This window comes from Actinomycetospora sp. C-140, from assembly GCF_054796175.1.
Map to the genome: position 1 here is coordinate 21,272 of NZ_JBTWNF010000019.1, position 14,640 is coordinate 35,911.

The 14,640-nt window shown below is 75.9% G+C and carries 15 protein-coding genes; 7 read left to right on the plus strand and 8 right to left on the minus strand.

Features of this window, described 5'->3' with window-relative positions:
• The first annotated feature begins 46 nt into the window (after positions 1 to 46).
• A complete protein-coding gene (locus ACR9E3_RS26005) occupies positions 47 to 1,303 on the plus strand; it encodes a cytochrome P450 (protein WP_460383632.1) in 1,257 nt (418 codons plus the stop codon).
• A 183-nt stretch (positions 1,304 to 1,486) separates the two neighbouring features.
• Here the strand turns inward: ACR9E3_RS26005 and ACR9E3_RS26010 are convergent, their stop codons facing one another.
• The 3 genes from ACR9E3_RS26010 to ACR9E3_RS26020 all read right to left on the minus strand — a co-directional run bounded on the left by ACR9E3_RS26010 (position 1,487) and on the right by ACR9E3_RS26020 (position 3,235).
• Positions 1,487 to 2,224, minus strand: a complete 738-nt coding sequence (locus ACR9E3_RS26010; protein ID WP_460383760.1) for an RNA polymerase sigma factor SigF — start codon at positions 2,222 to 2,224, stop codon at positions 1,487 to 1,489.
• A 95-nt stretch (positions 2,225 to 2,319) separates the two neighbouring features.
• The gene (locus ACR9E3_RS26015) at positions 2,320 to 2,721 is read right to left on the minus strand and encodes an ATP-binding protein (protein WP_460383634.1); all 402 of its coding nucleotides are present in this window, start codon (positions 2,719 to 2,721) and stop codon (positions 2,320 to 2,322) included.
• A 148-nt stretch (positions 2,722 to 2,869) separates the two neighbouring features.
• Positions 2,870 to 3,235, minus strand: a complete 366-nt coding sequence (locus ACR9E3_RS26020) for an anti-sigma factor antagonist (RefSeq protein ID WP_274192486.1) — start codon at positions 3,233 to 3,235, stop codon at positions 2,870 to 2,872.
• A gap of 301 nt (positions 3,236 to 3,536) precedes the next feature.
• Here ACR9E3_RS26020 and ACR9E3_RS26025 point away from each other — a divergent pair, with 301 nt between their 5' ends.
• A complete protein-coding gene (locus ACR9E3_RS26025; RefSeq protein ID WP_285658880.1) occupies positions 3,537 to 3,857 on the plus strand; it encodes a WhiB family transcriptional regulator in 321 nt (106 codons plus the stop codon).
• A 12-nt stretch (positions 3,858 to 3,869) separates the two neighbouring features.
• Here the strand turns inward: ACR9E3_RS26025 and ACR9E3_RS26030 are convergent, their stop codons facing one another.
• On the minus strand, positions 3,870 to 4,367 hold the full coding sequence (locus ACR9E3_RS26030; protein WP_460383636.1) for a bacterial proteasome activator family protein: 498 nt from the start codon (positions 4,365 to 4,367) through the stop codon (positions 3,870 to 3,872).
• A gap of 120 nt (positions 4,368 to 4,487) precedes the next feature.
• Between ACR9E3_RS26030 and ACR9E3_RS26035 the strand changes: the two genes are divergently transcribed.
• Positions 4,488 to 5,333 carry an ATP-binding protein gene (locus ACR9E3_RS26035; RefSeq protein WP_460383637.1) on the plus strand — a complete coding sequence of 282 codons (846 nt, stop codon included), beginning with the start codon at positions 4,488 to 4,490 and terminating at the stop codon, positions 5,331 to 5,333.
• Between the two features lie 38 nt (positions 5,334 to 5,371).
• Here ACR9E3_RS26035 and ACR9E3_RS26040 read toward each other — a convergent pair whose 3' ends face one another.
• The gene (locus tag ACR9E3_RS26040) at positions 5,372 to 6,457 is read right to left on the minus strand and encodes a DNA topoisomerase IB (protein ID WP_460383638.1); all 1,086 of its coding nucleotides are present in this window, start codon (positions 6,455 to 6,457) and stop codon (positions 5,372 to 5,374) included.
• Positions 6,458 to 6,530: 73 nt separating this feature from the next.
• Here ACR9E3_RS26040 and ACR9E3_RS26045 point away from each other — a divergent pair, with 73 nt between their 5' ends.
• From ACR9E3_RS26045 to malQ, 3 genes are all read left to right on the plus strand, one after another.
• Positions 6,531 to 8,213, plus strand: a complete 1,683-nt coding sequence (locus tag ACR9E3_RS26045; protein WP_460383639.1) for a RecQ family ATP-dependent DNA helicase — start codon at positions 6,531 to 6,533, stop codon at positions 8,211 to 8,213.
• Between the two features lie 63 nt (positions 8,214 to 8,276).
• The gene (locus ACR9E3_RS26050) at positions 8,277 to 8,705 is read left to right on the plus strand and encodes a hypothetical protein (RefSeq protein ID WP_460383640.1); all 429 of its coding nucleotides are present in this window, start codon (positions 8,277 to 8,279) and stop codon (positions 8,703 to 8,705) included.
• A gap of 45 nt (positions 8,706 to 8,750) precedes the next feature.
• Positions 8,751 to 10,700, plus strand: coding sequence for a 4-alpha-glucanotransferase (malQ, locus tag ACR9E3_RS26055; RefSeq protein ID WP_460383641.1), 1,950 nt, complete (start codon positions 8,751 to 8,753; stop codon positions 10,698 to 10,700).
• Here the strand turns inward: malQ and ACR9E3_RS26060 are convergent.
• From ACR9E3_RS26060 to rfaE2, 3 genes are all read right to left on the minus strand, one after another.
• Positions 10,695 to 11,660 (minus strand): hypothetical protein, encoded by a 966-nt coding sequence (locus ACR9E3_RS26060; protein ID WP_460383642.1) that lies wholly within the window; start codon positions 11,658 to 11,660, stop codon positions 10,695 to 10,697. The genes malQ and ACR9E3_RS26060 overlap by 6 nt on opposite strands.
• Positions 11,661 to 11,741: 81 nt before the next feature.
• A complete protein-coding gene (locus tag ACR9E3_RS26065) occupies positions 11,742 to 12,566 on the minus strand; it encodes a glycosyltransferase family 2 protein (protein ID WP_460383643.1) in 825 nt (274 codons plus the stop codon).
• Complete coding sequence (rfaE2, locus tag ACR9E3_RS26070; protein ID WP_460383644.1) at positions 12,563 to 14,092, minus strand: D-glycero-beta-D-manno-heptose 1-phosphate adenylyltransferase; 1,530 nt, start codon at positions 14,090 to 14,092, stop codon at positions 12,563 to 12,565. Before rfaE2 ends, ACR9E3_RS26065 begins: the two co-directional genes overlap by 4 nt.
• A gap of 143 nt (positions 14,093 to 14,235) precedes the next feature.
• Between rfaE2 and ACR9E3_RS26075 the strand changes: the two genes are divergently transcribed.
• On the plus strand, positions 14,236 to 14,631 hold the full coding sequence (locus ACR9E3_RS26075; protein WP_460383645.1) for an STAS domain-containing protein: 396 nt from the start codon (positions 14,236 to 14,238) through the stop codon (positions 14,629 to 14,631).
• Positions 14,632 to 14,640 lie beyond the last annotated feature (9 nt).

Sequence of the window (14,640 nt, forward strand, 5' to 3'; positions counted from 1 at the left end):
TCACGCGGGCTTCCTCGGGGACCCGACGCGCGCCAGGATCGAGGTCATGGACCTGCGCCGCGACGTCACGCTCGGCGCGCGGCTGGCGGTGATGCGCACCGGCGGGCTGGCGATGGCGCTGGCCGGCGACCCGGTGCTGCGCCTGCTGTACCGCCCCTGGATCGACGACCCGACACCCGTCCAGCGCCGTCTCCGGGACGCCGCCCAGCCGTACGCGAGCCGCAGCGGCGTCCTCGTCGTCGCCACCCACGCGATGTGCCGCGACCTCGTCCGCGACCGGCGCTTCCTGGTACGGACGCGGTCCGGCGGCTCGCTGGGAGGATCCGTCGAGGGCGGGCGCGACCCGCTGCTCGAGCCCGTCGACCTGTCGTTCCTCGGCATGGACCCGCCGGAGCACACGCGGCTGCGGCGGCTGGTCGGCACGTGGTTCACGCCCGCCCGCGTCAACGCCTACGAGCCGCTGGTGACCGCGCTCGCCGCGCGACTGGCGGACGAGGCGGCGCGGCGCGGGCGCTTCGACCTCGTCGCCGACGTCGCGACGCCCCTGCCGGTCGCGGTGATCGCGGAGATCCTGGGGGTCCCGGACGACGACGCGGCCGCGTTCGCGCGGTGGGGACGCGCGGTCGCCGCAGGGCTGGGCGGTGTGCGGTCGCTGCGCGCGCTCCACCGGCTCGAAGCGGCGGTCGTCGAGCTGCGCGGGCTGATCGGCGCCCTGCTCGCGAAGCGCCGCCACGATCCCGCCGACGACCTCATCAGCCACCTCGCCGCCCAGGACGCCGACACCGACGAGGTCGTCAGCCTCGCCGCGCTGCTGCTGCTCGCCGGGTTCGAGACGACGAGCACGCTGCTGTCGAACGCGGTCGCGGCGATGACCGACGCCCGCGAGCCCTGGGCGCAGCTGGCCGCCGATCCCGCTCGCAGCGCCGACGCCGTCGAGGAGAGCCTTCGCTTCGACGCGCCCATCCAGTTCACGGCCCGGACCCCGCACGAGACCACCCGCATCGGCGACCGCGACGTCGCCCCGGACACCGTCGTGATGGCGATGCTCGGCGCCGCCGGACGCGACCCGGCGGTGCACACCGACCCCGACGTGTTCGACCTCGACCGCCCGACGCGCGGCGAGCACCTCGCGTTCTCCGGCGGCATCCACTACTGCCTCGGCGCGCCGCTGGCCCGCCTCGAGGGACGCGTCGCGCTGACGGCGCTGGCGGCGCGGATGCCGGGGCTGCGGCGCGAGGACGGAGCGGTGCGGCGGCGGTCGCTGCTGCTGCGGAGCTACCAGAGCCTGCCCGTCAGCGCGTGATCGTGGCGGCTTTCCTGACGTTGAATGTGAGCATGGACGCCAGGCTGACACACCCCGCACCTCGCCCCCATCGGCGTGTCGCGCGACCGAGGATGTGGCCCTACCGGCGTGCTCACCTGGATCTGGCGTCAAAGACGCCAGCAAAGCCGCATTGCTCGAACAGGGCGCGAACCAAAACGCGCCTCAGGGCGTCGGCGGGTCCGAGAGGTCGGCGCGCAGGGCGGCGAGGGTGCGCGTGAGCAGGCGGGAGACGTGCATCTGCGAGACGCCGACGCGTTCGGCGATCTGCGTCTGGGTCATGCCGCCGAAGAACCGGAGCATGACGATCGTGCGCTCACGCTCGGGGAGCTTGCGCAGGGCCGGCTGCACCGTCTCGCGGTGCTCGACCTGCTCGAGCTCGGCGTCCGCGGAGCCCAGCACGTCGGCGAGCCGCCCGGACGACGGGTCGTCGACGAGCATGTCGTCGAGCGAGCTGGACCGGTAGGCGTTCGCGGCCTCGAGGGCCTCGAGCACCTCCTCGCGGGTGCGCTGCAGGTGCTCGGCCAGCTCGCCGGCGGTGGGCGCGCGGTTGAGCTCCTGGGACAGGTGCGGCATCGCCGACCCGATCGCCAGGCGCAGGTCCTTGAGACGGCGCGGCACGCGCGTCGACCACGCCTTGTCGCGGAAGTAGCGGCGCACCTCGCCGGTGATGGTGGGGACCGCGTAGGACAGGAAGTCCGAGCCCCGCTCCGGCGAGAAACGGTCGACCGCGTGGATCAGCCCGACGGTCGCGACCTGCTCGAGGTCCTCCTGCGGCTCGCCGCGCTGCGCGAAGCGCCGGGCAATGTGCCGCGCGAGCGGCAGGTAGCCCTCGACGAGGCGGTCGCGCAGGACCTCGCGGCGGGGATCGCCGGCGTCGAGGCCCGCGTGCTCCACGAGCATGGGGACGAGGTGCTCGTACGAGTCCTCGGTGCGGGACCTGCTCCCGGCCTGCGACGAGCCTCCCGCGTCACCCGCGAGGGCGCGCGCCGGCTCGCTCACGGGGTGAGCCGTTGCTTGCGCAGGTGGATGCCGAGCCACTCGGGGTCGGCGTCGAGGACCTGGGCGTCGTCGGTCAGCGTCGTGAGCACCCGCCAGCCGAAGGTGTCCTGGCGCAGCGAGGCCTGGCCGGTGACCGGCACGCGGCAGATCACGTCGATGCGCCCCTCGGCCATGGCGAACCCGCAGCGCAGCTGCCCGCCCTCGCGGGCCAGCGGCACCAGCGCCGAGCACGCCTCGTCGACCGCCATCCGCAGGTCGGAGACGGCGTCGAGGTCGAAGTCGGCCCGGGCGGCGAGGTCGGCGGCGACGGCGCGCACCGACGGGATGAGGGCGGGGTCGGCGTGCACGCGGACCTCGACCGGGGTCGGGGTCTCGGCCAGCCCGCCCGTGGCGTCCACGCCCGTCGTGACGGTGGACGAGCGATCACGCTGCTGCGGTTCCGGCGTCTGCACGGCTGCTGATCTCCGTTTCGCGGCAGGTGAGGAGGTCGATGGCGGGGTCACCGTAGCGGCGCGTCCGTCGTGGACGGCAGGCGCCCGGCACCGATCATCCGGCGAGGGCGGCCTCGACCGACGGGTAGAGCGCGAACAGGTCGGTGAGACCCGTCGCCTGCAGCGGCCGGCTCACCGGGCGCGAGTTCGCGACGAGGCGCAGCGCGACGTCGCGGTTGCGGGACTCGTCGAGGGCCTCGACGAGCAGCGCCAGCCCGCTCGAGCCGAGGAACTCGACCGAGAGCATGTCCAGCACGAGCACCGTGGGCTTGCCCTGGAGCTCTTCGTTCACCTTCGCCCGCAACGCCGGCGTCGTCAGCATGTCGATCTCTCCGGCCAGCCGGATCACCGACGCGCCGTTCGACCGCTGGACGTCGACGCCGAGCGGGTCCTCAGCAGTGAGGTCGTCATCGGTGGCCACGGCGTCTGGTCCCCCTCCGGTCCTGTCGGATGTGCGCCGGGCACGCGGCCCGGTGAGCGGCAACGTACTTGCCGTGCTCGGCAGCGTACTCGTCACCCCCCGTGGGCACCCCTTCACGACGCGGCCGGTGACGTCACACCACAACCCCGCCCTCTCCTGCGGATCCGGAACCCACGATCGGGGTGGTCACTGGGCCGTTCAGGGGTGTTTGCGGCCGCGGAGGGAGGGGGATACCGCCGCTGCACCTGCCGTGCCGGGGGACACCGCCTTCGACCGGCCGCCCCCGACTGGGAGGACCGCGATGGCCGACATCCGACTTCTGCCGGGTCCCATCATCGACGAGTGGGACTGGCAGCTCCACGGAGCGTGCCGTGGGATGGACTCGAGCTTCTTCTTCCACCCGGACGGCGAGCGCGGCCCCCGCCGTGAGCACCGGGCCGCCGAGGCCAAGAAGGTCTGCGCGTCCTGCCCCGTCATCGAGCCGTGCCGCCGGCACGCCCTCGCCACCCGCGAGCCGTACGGCGTGTGGGGCGGCCTGACCGAGGACGAGCGCCGGTCGGCCCTGCGCGGCGCCCGCAGCTTCACCCCGCCCGAGGGCGCCGTCGTCTACGAAGCCCGCTGACCGCACCACACGTCAGAGGTACTGCCCACCGCCCATTCCTCCGCCGTCCCCACCGGTGACGACGCGGCCGCGTCCCTGACGCATCTGCTCCAGCTGGCCGCGCGCGGCCATCTGCTGGGCGAGCACGGCGCTCTGGATGCCGTGGAACAGCCCTTCCAGCCACCCCAGGAGCTGGGCCTGCGCGATGCGCAGCTCGGCCTGAGACGGCGTGGCGTCGCCGGTGAACGGCAGGGTGATCCGGTGGAGCTCGTCGCGCAGCTCCGGCGCGAGCCCCTGCTCGAGCTCCCGGATCGAGCGCTCGTGGATGTCGGCCAGCCGCGAGCGCCCCGCCTCGTCGAGCGGCGCGGCCCGGACCTCCTCCACGAGCTTGCCGACCATCCCGGCCACGCGCATGACCGCGCCCGGTGAGGACACCAGGTCGCCGGTCCCCGCCCCGTCTCCCGCGCCCGACGCGGCCGCCGCCGCCAACGCGGACGAGGGTGCTTCGTCCTGTTCGCTCATGACCTCCATCATGGCGCCCCGGACGCCGCTCGGCGCGTCGGTACCGCCCGCCCGCCCGCCCGGCGCAGCGCGACGACAGGACGCGCATGGGCGCCCGGAGGGCGGGGTACCAGGGCCCCGAGGTGAGTCGTGAGCACAAGGATCGAGCTGGCCCTCGAGCAGACGGGGGACGGCGAGACGACCGCGGGGGCGGCCGACACACCGGGCCACGACGGCCTGGGGATCGGGCGCACCGCCGTCGCCGACGCACCCGCCGCGGCCGTCGCCGACGGATCCCGCGCCCCGGTCGTCGTGGCGCTGTCGGGTCCCCTGTCCGAGATCACCGCGCACCTCCTGGTGACACGGCTGAGCGAGGCCCTGCGGGACCACGGAGCGGTCGTCGTCGACCTCTCCGGGGTCCGGTTGACGCACTCCGGTGCCGTCTACGCCTTCGCCGAGGCCGCGTCCCGCGCCGGCGAGTGGCCCGAGGTCCGGCTGGCCCTGGCCGCCCCGGACCCGACGATGGCCGCGCTGCTCGTCAGCTCGCGCGTCGCCCAGCGCGTCCCGGTCCACCCCGACGTCGCCTCCGCCGCGGCCCACCTCGACGAGCGCCCGGAGCTGGTGCGCTCGTTCTGGCACTTCCAGGTCGATCCACGGGCCCCGGGTGAGGCCCGCGGCCACGTGCGTCGGGTCTGCGCGCGCTGGACGGTGGACGAGGAGGCCCGCGAGGCCGCGGAGATCGTGGTGACCGAGCTGGTGACGAACGCGGTCGAGCACGCGGCGAGCACCTCCGTGGTGGAGGTCGAGCGCCGCGAGCACACGTTCCTGCTCACGGTGCGCGACTTCGACCTCGCCCCGTTGCCCGCGGTGCACCTGCCCGACCCGAGCTCGCCGCGCGGGCGGGGGCTGGCGATGGTCGCCGCGGTCGCCAGCGCCTGGGGCGTCGAGGCGCACCGCGACGGCAAGACCGTCTGGGCGGAGATGCGGACGGAGTAGGCAGCCGGTACTGGACAGCCAGTACCGAGACGCCGGTCCTAGGCCGCCAGTGCCGGAGCCGGCGTCCCCCGCTGGTCGAGCAGCAGCAGGACGGCGCGCTCGACGTGGGCGCGCATCGCCTGGTCGTCGAGCCCCGCGCCGTCGCGCACCGCCTCGGCGATCGTGCGACCGGACTCGAAGTGGGTGACGAGCACCGGGTCGACGTAGGACCGCTTGCACACCGCCGGGGTGTTGCCGAGCGTCTCGGCGACGGCCTTCATCGTGCGGGTCACCGCGTTCTGCTGGCGGCGCTGGGCGCGCGGGGGCGCGCCGCCCTCGTCGCACTCCCCCGCCAGTGCCACCGCGGCCTGGACGCCGGCGTTCCACGTCCGCAGGTCCTTCGCGGTGAACTCGTCGCCGATCAGCTCGCGCACGGCGTCGTTGACGTCCTGGGCGGTGACGTCGTGCCACGGCCCGCGGTCGCCGCCACGCCCGCCGCGCCGGTAGGCGAGCAGGTCCTCCCCGCCGCCGCGACGGCGCTTGAGCGAGCTGACCAGCCCGTGGACGTGCTCGTCGTGCAACGTCACACGCCGGGGCACGCCCGACTTGGCCGTGTAGCTGAACACGACGCCGCCGTCGCGGCGGGCGATCGCGTGCTCCCGGCGCAGCGTGGCGAGCCCGAAGGAGGCGTCGCCGGGCGAGTCGTCGCTCGCGTACTCCTCACCGCCGACGCGGAAGACGCCGAGGTCGAGCATCCACACCGCGCCCGCGAGCACGCGGTCACGACCGAGGCCCCGGCCGCGGCCCAGGCGGGCGCCGATCTCGGTGCGGGCGTCGCCGATGACGTGGCCGAGACGCAGGACGCGGTCGAACTTCTCGGTGTCGCGCCGGCGCGTCCACTCCTCGTGGTAGCGGTACTGGCGGCGTCCCGCGGCGTCGGTGCCCACGGCCTGGATGTGGCCGGCCGGGTCGGCGCAGATCCACACGTCCTGCCACGCGGGCGGGATCACGATCTTCCGGATCCGGTCGAGGTGCACCGGGTCCGTCACGGTCTCGGAGGTCTCGCGGTCGAAGTAGCTCCAGCCCTTGCCGCGACGCCGGCGTCCGAGGCCGGGACCGTAGGGCTCGACGTGCACCAGTTCCACCGGGCGGGCGTACCCGGGTCCCGGCCCTCACGAACGCCGTTTCCGGCGCGACGCCGTCGGCTACCACCGGCCGGTGACCAACGCCCCCGAGGACCTCCTCGGCCCCTGCGGACCCGTCGACCGCGCCACCGGAGACGCCGTCGACGCGGCCGTCGCCCGCGTCCTCGGCGACGGGGCCGCGCTGGGCGACGGCCAGCGCGAGGCCGTGCTCGGCGCGCTCGGCGACGACTGCCTGGCCGTCCTGCCCCCGGCCGCCGGCAAGACCGCGGTGTACGCGGTGACCGGGCTCGTCCTGGGCGGGCCGACGGTCGTGGTGTCGCCGACGCTGTCGCTGCACCACGACCAGGTCGCCCACCTCGCCGACGCCGGCCTGCGGGCGGAGGCGCTGAACTCGACGGTCGCCGACCGCGACGCGGTGCTGGCCCGTTTCGGCGACGGCGGGCTCGACGTGCTCGTGACCTCGCCCGAGCAGCTCGCCCGTCCCGACGTCCTGGACGCGCTCGCGGCGGGCGCCCCGACGCTGCTCGCCGTCGACGAGGCGCACTGCGTCTGCGACTGGGGCCCGGACTTCCGCCCCGACTACCTCGGTCTCGCGGTGGCCCGGCGGCGTCTCGGGCGTCCGCGCGTGCTGGCGCTCACCGCGACCGCGTCGGTGCCGGCCCGCCAGGAGATCCTCGAGCTGCTCGGGGTGCCGGACGCGTGCGTCGTCGTCCGTGACACCGACCGGCCCAACATCCACCTCGCCGGCCACCTCGTCCACGACGAGGACGCGAAGTGGGAGCGCGTCGTGCGCGAGGTGGTCGACCTCGGCGACAGCGGCATCGTCTACGTCACCACCCGGGCGCACACGACGCTCGTGCGGGACCGCCTGCGCGCTCAGGGGATCCCGGCCGAGGCCTACGACGGTGGCATGAAGGCCGCCGAGCGCGCCCGGGTGCAGGACGCGTTCATGGCGGGCGAGGTCCCCGTCGTCGTCGCGACCAGCGCGTTCGGCATGGGCATCGACAAGCCCGACGTGCGCTGGGTCGTCCACGGCGACACGCCGACGTCGATCGACGCCTACCACCAGGAGAGCGGCCGGGCCGGGCGCGACGGCGGGCCCGCGCGCGCCGTGCTGTTCCACCGGCCCCAGGACCTCGGTCGCCCGAAGCTCTTCGCCTCCGGGCGCGACGCCCGGCCCGGCGCCCTGCGGACGGTGCTCGCGGCGATCGCGCAGAACCCCGACGGCGTCGCCCAGGAGGACCTGGCGCGCCCGGCGGGCCTGTCGAAGGCCGCGCTGGCCCGGGCGGTGCCCGCGCTGGTGGCGCTGGGGGCGGTGCGCTCCCTGCCCGGTCGCCGCCTCGCGGCCGGGGACGCGCTGGCCGACGGCGACCTCGGAGAGCTGGCCGCGGGCGCCGCCGCGCTCGTCCTCCGCCGCCGGGAACGCGAGCAGAGCAAGGTCGAGCTGGTGCGCCGCTTCGCGGAGGGCACCGGATGCCGACGGCGGACGCTGCTGGAGGTGCTCGGCGACGTCCGTGAGGCGGCGTGCGGCCACTGCGACCACTGCGACGCGGGGCTCCCGGGCGACCCGGGCCGCCGGGCGGGATCCCGCGACGGCGACCCGGCGCCGGGCGAGGCCGTCCGCCACGGCGAGTGGGGCCGCGGGACCGTGACGACGGTCGCCGAGGAGTCGGTCGTGGTCCTCTTCGACGAGGGCGGGTACCGCACGCTGTCGCTGCCGCTGGTGCGGGAGAAGCAGTTGCTCGCCCCGGCGTGATCGTCACGTTTCGCGCCGGGCCCTCGCGGCCCATCCCCGGGGTGACCGAGACGACGACAGAAGGTGACCGTGCTCCACGAGCCCACCACGCCCACCATGGCCCCGCCGGCCGCCGCTCCCGAGACCCTGCCCACGCCCCGCAGCACCGAGCCGGTCCCCGAGCCGCTCCCCCAGCCCCGGGCCGTCACGGTCGTGACCGACCCCGCGCGTCCGACCCCGCCGTCGGACCTGAGCTCCCTCGCGCGCCGGGCCCGCCGTGACACCGTCGCCGCGCGCGAGCTCGCGGCCGCCCTGCTGGCCCGGGGGTGGAGCGTCCGCCGCGCCGCCGCCCTCGCCGGGCTCGCCGAGAGCGCGGTCGCCGCGCTCGCACACGTCCGCCGCCCCGGGACCGCCGCGGGCGCCGTCGCCGACGACGTCGCCGCGCGCGCCCGGCGTCGCTCCGCCGGGGCCGAGGAACTGCCGCCCGCCCCGCGGCGCCGGCCCTCGGCCTGACATCCTCCGCACCTCATCCCGTCGACCCGTTCCTGGGGGAATCCGGTGCCCGAGCCCGTCGAGCCGGAGCTCGCCGAGCTCGCCACCGCCCACGGCATCGCCGTGCGCTACCGCGACAGCGGTGAGCAGGAGGTCGAGGTCGACCGCGGCGTCGTCGTCGACGTCCTGACCGCGCTCGACGTCGACGCCACCACCCCGGCGGCGCTCGCCGCGTCGCTGGAGGCGGTGCGCTCCGCGGACCCCGAGCGCCTCCCGCCGACGCTGGTGGTCGACGCCGCGAGGCCGTTGCCCTTCGCGGGGACCGTCGTGCTCGAGGACGGCGGGGAGCGCGCGGTGGGCACGACGTTGCCCGCGGACCTGCCCGTCGGCTACCACCGTCTGACCGGCGGCGACCGGGACGTCACGGTGATCGTGCCCCCGCCGCGCCTGGAGCCGCCCCCGCCGACGTGGGGGTGGATGGTGCAGCTCTACGCGCTGCGCTCGCCCGGGTCGTGGGGGTGCGGGGACTACGCCGACCTCGCCTCGCTGCTCGCCAGGACCGCGGCCGAGCAGGGCGCGGGGGCGCTGCTGGTCAACCCGCTGCACGCCCTCGCCCTGGCGCCGCGGGTGGAACCGTCGCCCTACTCGCCGTCGAGCCGGCGGTTCCTGCACCCGCTCTACGTGCGCGTGGAGGACACGGCAGCGTACGCGGACGCGCCGGCGTCGGTGCGTGCCGCGGTCGCGGAGCTGCGGCCCGCGTCGGGCGACCTGGTGGACCACGACGCGGTGTGGGCGGCCAAGCGGGCGGCGCTGGAGCTGCTCGCGCCGTCCGCGGCGTCCTTCCCGCGCGACCTCGACGGGCTCGACGCCGACCAGCGCGACGTCGCCACCTGGTACGCGCTGGCCGAGCGCCACGGCAGCGACCTGCACGAGTGGCCCGCCGACCTGCAGCACGTCGACGACACCGGCGTGGCCGCGGCCCGGACCGAGCTGGCCGACCGGATCCTGTTCCACGCGTGGTGCCTCGACCTCGCCGACGCCCAGCTCGCCACGGCGCACGAGGCCGCCGGCGGGATGGCCGTCGGGCTGATCGCCGACCTGGCGGTCGGGTGCTCGGCGGGCGGCGCCGACGCGTGGACGCTGGCCGGGGCGCTGGCCCGCGGGGTGACGGTCGGCGCCCCGCCCGACGACTTCAACCAGCAGGGCCAGGACTGGGCGCTCCCGCCGTGGCGCCCGGACGCGCTCGCCTCGTCGGGGTACGCCCCGCTGCGCGCCATGATCCGCGGCGTGCTGCGCCACGCCGACGGCCTGCGCGTCGATCACGTCGCGGGGCTGTGGCGGCTGTGGTGGATCCCGCCGGGCCGGGGGGCGCGCGAGGGCGCCTACGTGCACTACGACGCGCGGGCGATGCTCGCGGTGGTGGCGATCGAGGCGTCGCGGGCCGGGGCCGTGGTGGTGGGCGAGGACCTGGGGACCGTGGAGCGGGAGGTCACGTCCGGGCTGGCGGACCACGGCATGCTCGGGTGCGCGGTGATGTGGTTCCAGCGCTCCGACGACGGCGCGCTGCTGCCGCCGCGGCGCTGGCACCCCGAGACGCTGGCGTCGGTGTCCACGCACGACCTGCCCACGGCGGCGGGATTCCTGCGCGACGAGCACGTGCGCGCCCGCGCCGAGGCCGGCGTGCTGACCGACGTCGACGCCGCCTACGCCGACGCGGCGCGGGACCGGGACGAGCTGCTGTCGCTGCTGCGCGCCGAGGGGTTCGCGGTGGACCCGTCCGATCCCGACGCCGTCGTCCTGGCGATGCACCGCCTGCTGGCGACCGCGCGCTCGCGGATCGTCCTCGCGGCGTTCACCGACGTCCTCGGCGACGTCCGGCAACCGAACCTGCCGGGCACGATCGACGCCTACCCGAACTGGCGCATCCCCCTCTCCACACCCCTCCCCGACCTCCTCGCCGACCCCCGCGTCCACGCGGTCGCCGCGGCCCTACGTGAGCGAACTTTGGGGCTATAGCCCCAAAGTTCGCTCACATACGGGGCACGCCAGGAGCACGCCCTCCCACCCGAGTGGCCGCAGGAGTGCCTCGACCTCGCGGGTGGTTCGACAGGTGTCCTTCGTGACCTCGTCCCACCCGAACGGGATGGAGGGCGTGCCGTCGAGCACCGCAGCCGCAGAGCGGCGGCGGTCGAGGAGCGCCGTCCGCTCATCGCCGTGGTAGCCGAAGCCGTCGAGCCGCACGATCGCGCGTCCCTGCGGCAGGTCGTAGACGACGTCCTCGTAGCGCTGCACCCCGTCGACGAGGACAGGTGCCTGGCGGATCCCGACGGGCAAGCCGTGCGCCTGCTCGACGTCCACGAGGTAGCGCTGCTCCAGCGCGGACAGCACCCCTTCGCGCAACAAGCCCACCGCGGCGTCGATGGCGGTCCTGAACTTCCGCGGGCGGCGGAGCTCCACGGCACGCGCGAGGGCGAGCGGGTGGACGCGGGCGTCGAGCGCGTACTGGTGGGCGCGCCGCTTCGCCTCCTCGGCGTCCGGCGCCGCCATGGCGAGGTCCAGCACGGTGTGGACCCGGCTCGTCCGCGGCGGATCGCTGCCCGCGACGACGATGTGCGCGAACGCCCGGGACCGGTGGACCTTCACCCCGTCCGATCGCGCGGCCGAGCCTCCGTACCGAACGGTGACGTGGACCGGCCGCTCCGGATCGGGCTTCAAGAAGCCGTGCACCTCGGCGGCGCTCTCGTGACTGAGCACGGCGCCGCTGGGGCACGCCATCAGCGCGGCGGTCCTGAGCGCCTCGATCGGCAGCGGACCCGAGAACAGCGCGTAGACGCTCTCGTGGACACGCTGCCACCGCCCGGCGTCGAGCTGGGCCTGGATGCCGTCGTCCGTGAAGCCCCTCGACAGGAGTTGCCGGCGGGTCACCACTCTGTGCTGGGTCGCGAGGATCCGCGCCCAGTCGTCGAACTCGTCCACACGAGGTTCGACGCAGCGGGGGGTCGAACGGCTCCATCCGCATACGTGAGCGAACTTTGGGCCTATAGCCCCGAAGTTCGGTCACGTAGGGAGGGCGTCGACCGCGGAGACGCCGCGGTCGGGGAGGGCGGTCGGCGATTCCTGGTGGTAGGCGCCGGGGGGCAGGACGCCGGCGGCGCCGGACCTCGCCATCACCCGCTGCTGCGCGTACACGTCCTCGCCGTGCGCGTCGGGCGGCACGTCGCGCCAGAACTCGAACCCGCCGGCCTCCACCAGCGCCGCGCGGTCGAACAGCACGCACCCCGCCACCCACGCGATCCGGTAGGGCACGTAGCGCTCGGGCGACGGCACGGGCTCGCCCGGCCCGTCGAGATCCAGCGACTCCGCCAGGTGCAGCCCGTTCGCCGCGTTGTGCAGGCGCCAGCGGTCCCAGCCCGGGCCGTCCTTCACGAGGGTCTCCGGCTCCACCGGCCCGGACCAGCGCGCGAAGGACGTGACCTCGTCGGGCCGCCGGTCGTCGGCGTGGCTCAGCGCCTGCATCGCCGCGCCGACCACCCCGCAGCGCAGCTCGGACAGCGCCCGGTGCAGCCGGTCCAGGGCGCCGGGCTCGAGCCACACGTCGTCGTCGAGGTAGAGCACCGCCGGAGCCGAGGCGCACGACAGCAGGAACGCCCGCTGCTCGGCCATCCCGCGCCGCGACCCCCGACGGTGCAACGCGACCGACACCCCGCGCCGGCGCAGCCAGCGGATCAGCGTCCACGCCGGCGGGGTGTCCCACGACGGGTCGCCGTCGGACTGGTCGGCGATCGTCAGCGAGTACGGCACGCCGGTCTGCGCGGCGAGCCCGGCGAGGGTGGTGGCGAGCTCGACGGGACGCCCGCGCGTCGGGATCAGGACGTCGATCACGGCGTCCCCCGGATCCGCTCCACGATCGCGCTCGTCGAGCGGTCGGGCAGGTAGTCGAGGATGACGACGCGCCCGCCGTAGGAGGTCACCGTCGCTGTCTCGCGCAGCATCTCGGGGGTGTAGTCGCCGCCCTTGGCGTAGACGTCGGGGCGCAGCAGCTCGAGCAGCTCGGCGGGGGTGTCGTCGTCGAACACCGTGACGTGGTCGACGCAGCTCAGCGCCCCGATCACCGCCGCGCGGTCGGCCAGCGGGTTCACGGGCCGCGACGGGCCCTTGAGGCGCGCCACCGAGTCGTCGGAGTTCAGCGCCACCACGAGCACGTCGCCGAGGCGCTTGGCCTGGTTCAGCGACGCCACGTGCCCGCGGTGCACGACGTCGAAGCACCCGTTGGTGAACACCACCCGCCGGCCCGCGACCCGCTGCTCGTCGACGACCGCCGCCAGCGACGCCGCGTCCAGCAGCGGGCCCTCGGCGGCGGCGACGCGCTCGGCGAGCTCGCCGGTGCCGCACACCGACGTCCCGGGCCGGCCGACGACGACGTCGGCGGCGGCCTGCGCCAGCTCGACGGCCGTCGGGGCCGGGGTGCCGGCCGCGAGCGCGAGCGACAGCGCCGCGGTGAACGTGTCCCCCGCCCCGCAGGTGTTGGCGTCCGGCGCGGGCCGGGAGAACGTGCGGTGCGACGGCGCGGCCGTGTCGGGCAGCAGCAGCGCCCCGTCGCGGTCGAGGGTGACGACGACGGCGCCCGCCCCCGACCGTGCGCGCAGCTCGGGGCCCGCGGCCTCGGCGGCCGCCACGCGGTCGCCGTTCGCGCCCAGCGAGCGGCCGAGCAGCAGTGCCGCCTCGCCCGCGTTCGGGGTGACGACGTCGGGGTCCGCCGGCGCCCAGCGCGCCGGGTCGTGGGCGTCGACGACCAGACGGCACGCCCGGCTGTCGGGCGGGCCCACCAGCGAGCCCACCAGGGCGACGGCGTCCTCGCCGAGCAGCCCGCCCTCGTAGTCGCAGACGACCACCGCGTCGGCGCCGTCGACCGCGGCGCGCAGCGCGTCGTGCACCGCGGCGCGCACCGCCGCGTCCGGCGACGCTCCCGGGGTCGTGTCGAACCGCGCTACCAGCGCGTCGTCGGCCAGCACCCGGCGCTTGGCCGCGGTCGGTCGCGACGGGTCCGTGACGACGCCGGCCAGGTCCACGCCGTGGCCCGCCAGCAGCTCCCGCAGGGTCGCCGCGTCCGCGTCGTCGCCGAGGACCGTCACCAGCGCGGTCCGCGCGCCGAGCGCGGCGAGGTTGGCGGCGGTGTTGGCGGCGGCGCCCGGCGAGCCGCGGGTGTGGTCGACCTCCACGACCGGCACCGGGGCCTCGCGGGACAGGCGCCGCGACGGGCCGGTGAGCCACTGGTCGAGCACCGTGTCGCCGAGCACCACGACCCGCGGTGCCGCCGCGGCGAGACGGGCGGGCAGGTCGGCCGCCAGCGGCGCCGCCGCCAGCGGCAGCTCCGTTCCGGTGGTGCGCGCGACGTCGGGCGCGGCCATCAGCCGTGCCTCCTTCCGGGGGAACCCGCACGGGTGCGGTCGGCCGGTGTCGTTCCCGCCGTCCGGCGCCGCCGGGAGGGGCTCGGTACTGTCGGCCTCCACCTCGACCCCGACGGGGTGACCCGCCAGTCCTGGGAGTACCGATGGCCAGTGACGCGCCTCGACCCGACACTTCGCTCGAAACCGCGGGCGACCCGACGGACACCATCACCGCCCGTTTCCTCGGCCCGGACGTGGTCGTGATCAGCCCCGTGGGCGACATCGACACCGCCTCCGCGAGCCCGCTGCGCTCTGCGATCGCCGAGCAGGTCGACGCCGGCGCGACGCACGTCGTGCTCGACCTCGCCGGGGTCGACTTCATGGGCTCCGCCGGCCTGGCGCTGCTCATCGCCGAGCGCGAGGCCGCGATCGCCCGCGACGGCCAGCTGCGCCTCGCGGGCGTGCCGCGCACGGCGGGCCGCGCCCTGACCCTCACCGGGCTCACCGAGCTGTTCGACACCTACCCGGACGCGGAGGCGGCCGCCGCCGACCTGCGCTGAACGCGGGCC

Excerpts from the sequence above, each read along its gene's own strand:
- ACR9E3_RS26005 (WP_460383632.1), top strand. The coding sequence starts at position 47 with ATGGACCTGCGCCGCGACGTCACGCTCGGCGCGCGGCTGGCGGTGATG.
- ACR9E3_RS26010 (WP_460383760.1), bottom strand. The coding sequence starts at position 2,224 with ATGCTCGTGGAGCACGCGGGCCTCGACGCCGGCGATCCCCGCCGCGAG.
- ACR9E3_RS26025 (WP_285658880.1), top strand. The coding sequence starts at position 3,537 with ATGGCCGACATCCGACTTCTGCCGGGTCCCATCATCGACGAGTGGGAC.
- ACR9E3_RS26030 (WP_460383636.1), bottom strand. The coding sequence starts at position 4,367 with ATGGAGGTCATGAGCGAACAGGACGAAGCACCCTCGTCCGCGTTGGCG.
- rfaE2 (WP_460383644.1), bottom strand. The coding sequence starts at position 14,092 with ATGGCCGCGCCCGACGTCGCGCGCACCACCGGAACGGAGCTGCCGCTG.
- ACR9E3_RS26075 (WP_460383645.1), top strand. The coding sequence starts at position 14,236 with ATGGCCAGTGACGCGCCTCGACCCGACACTTCGCTCGAAACCGCGGGC.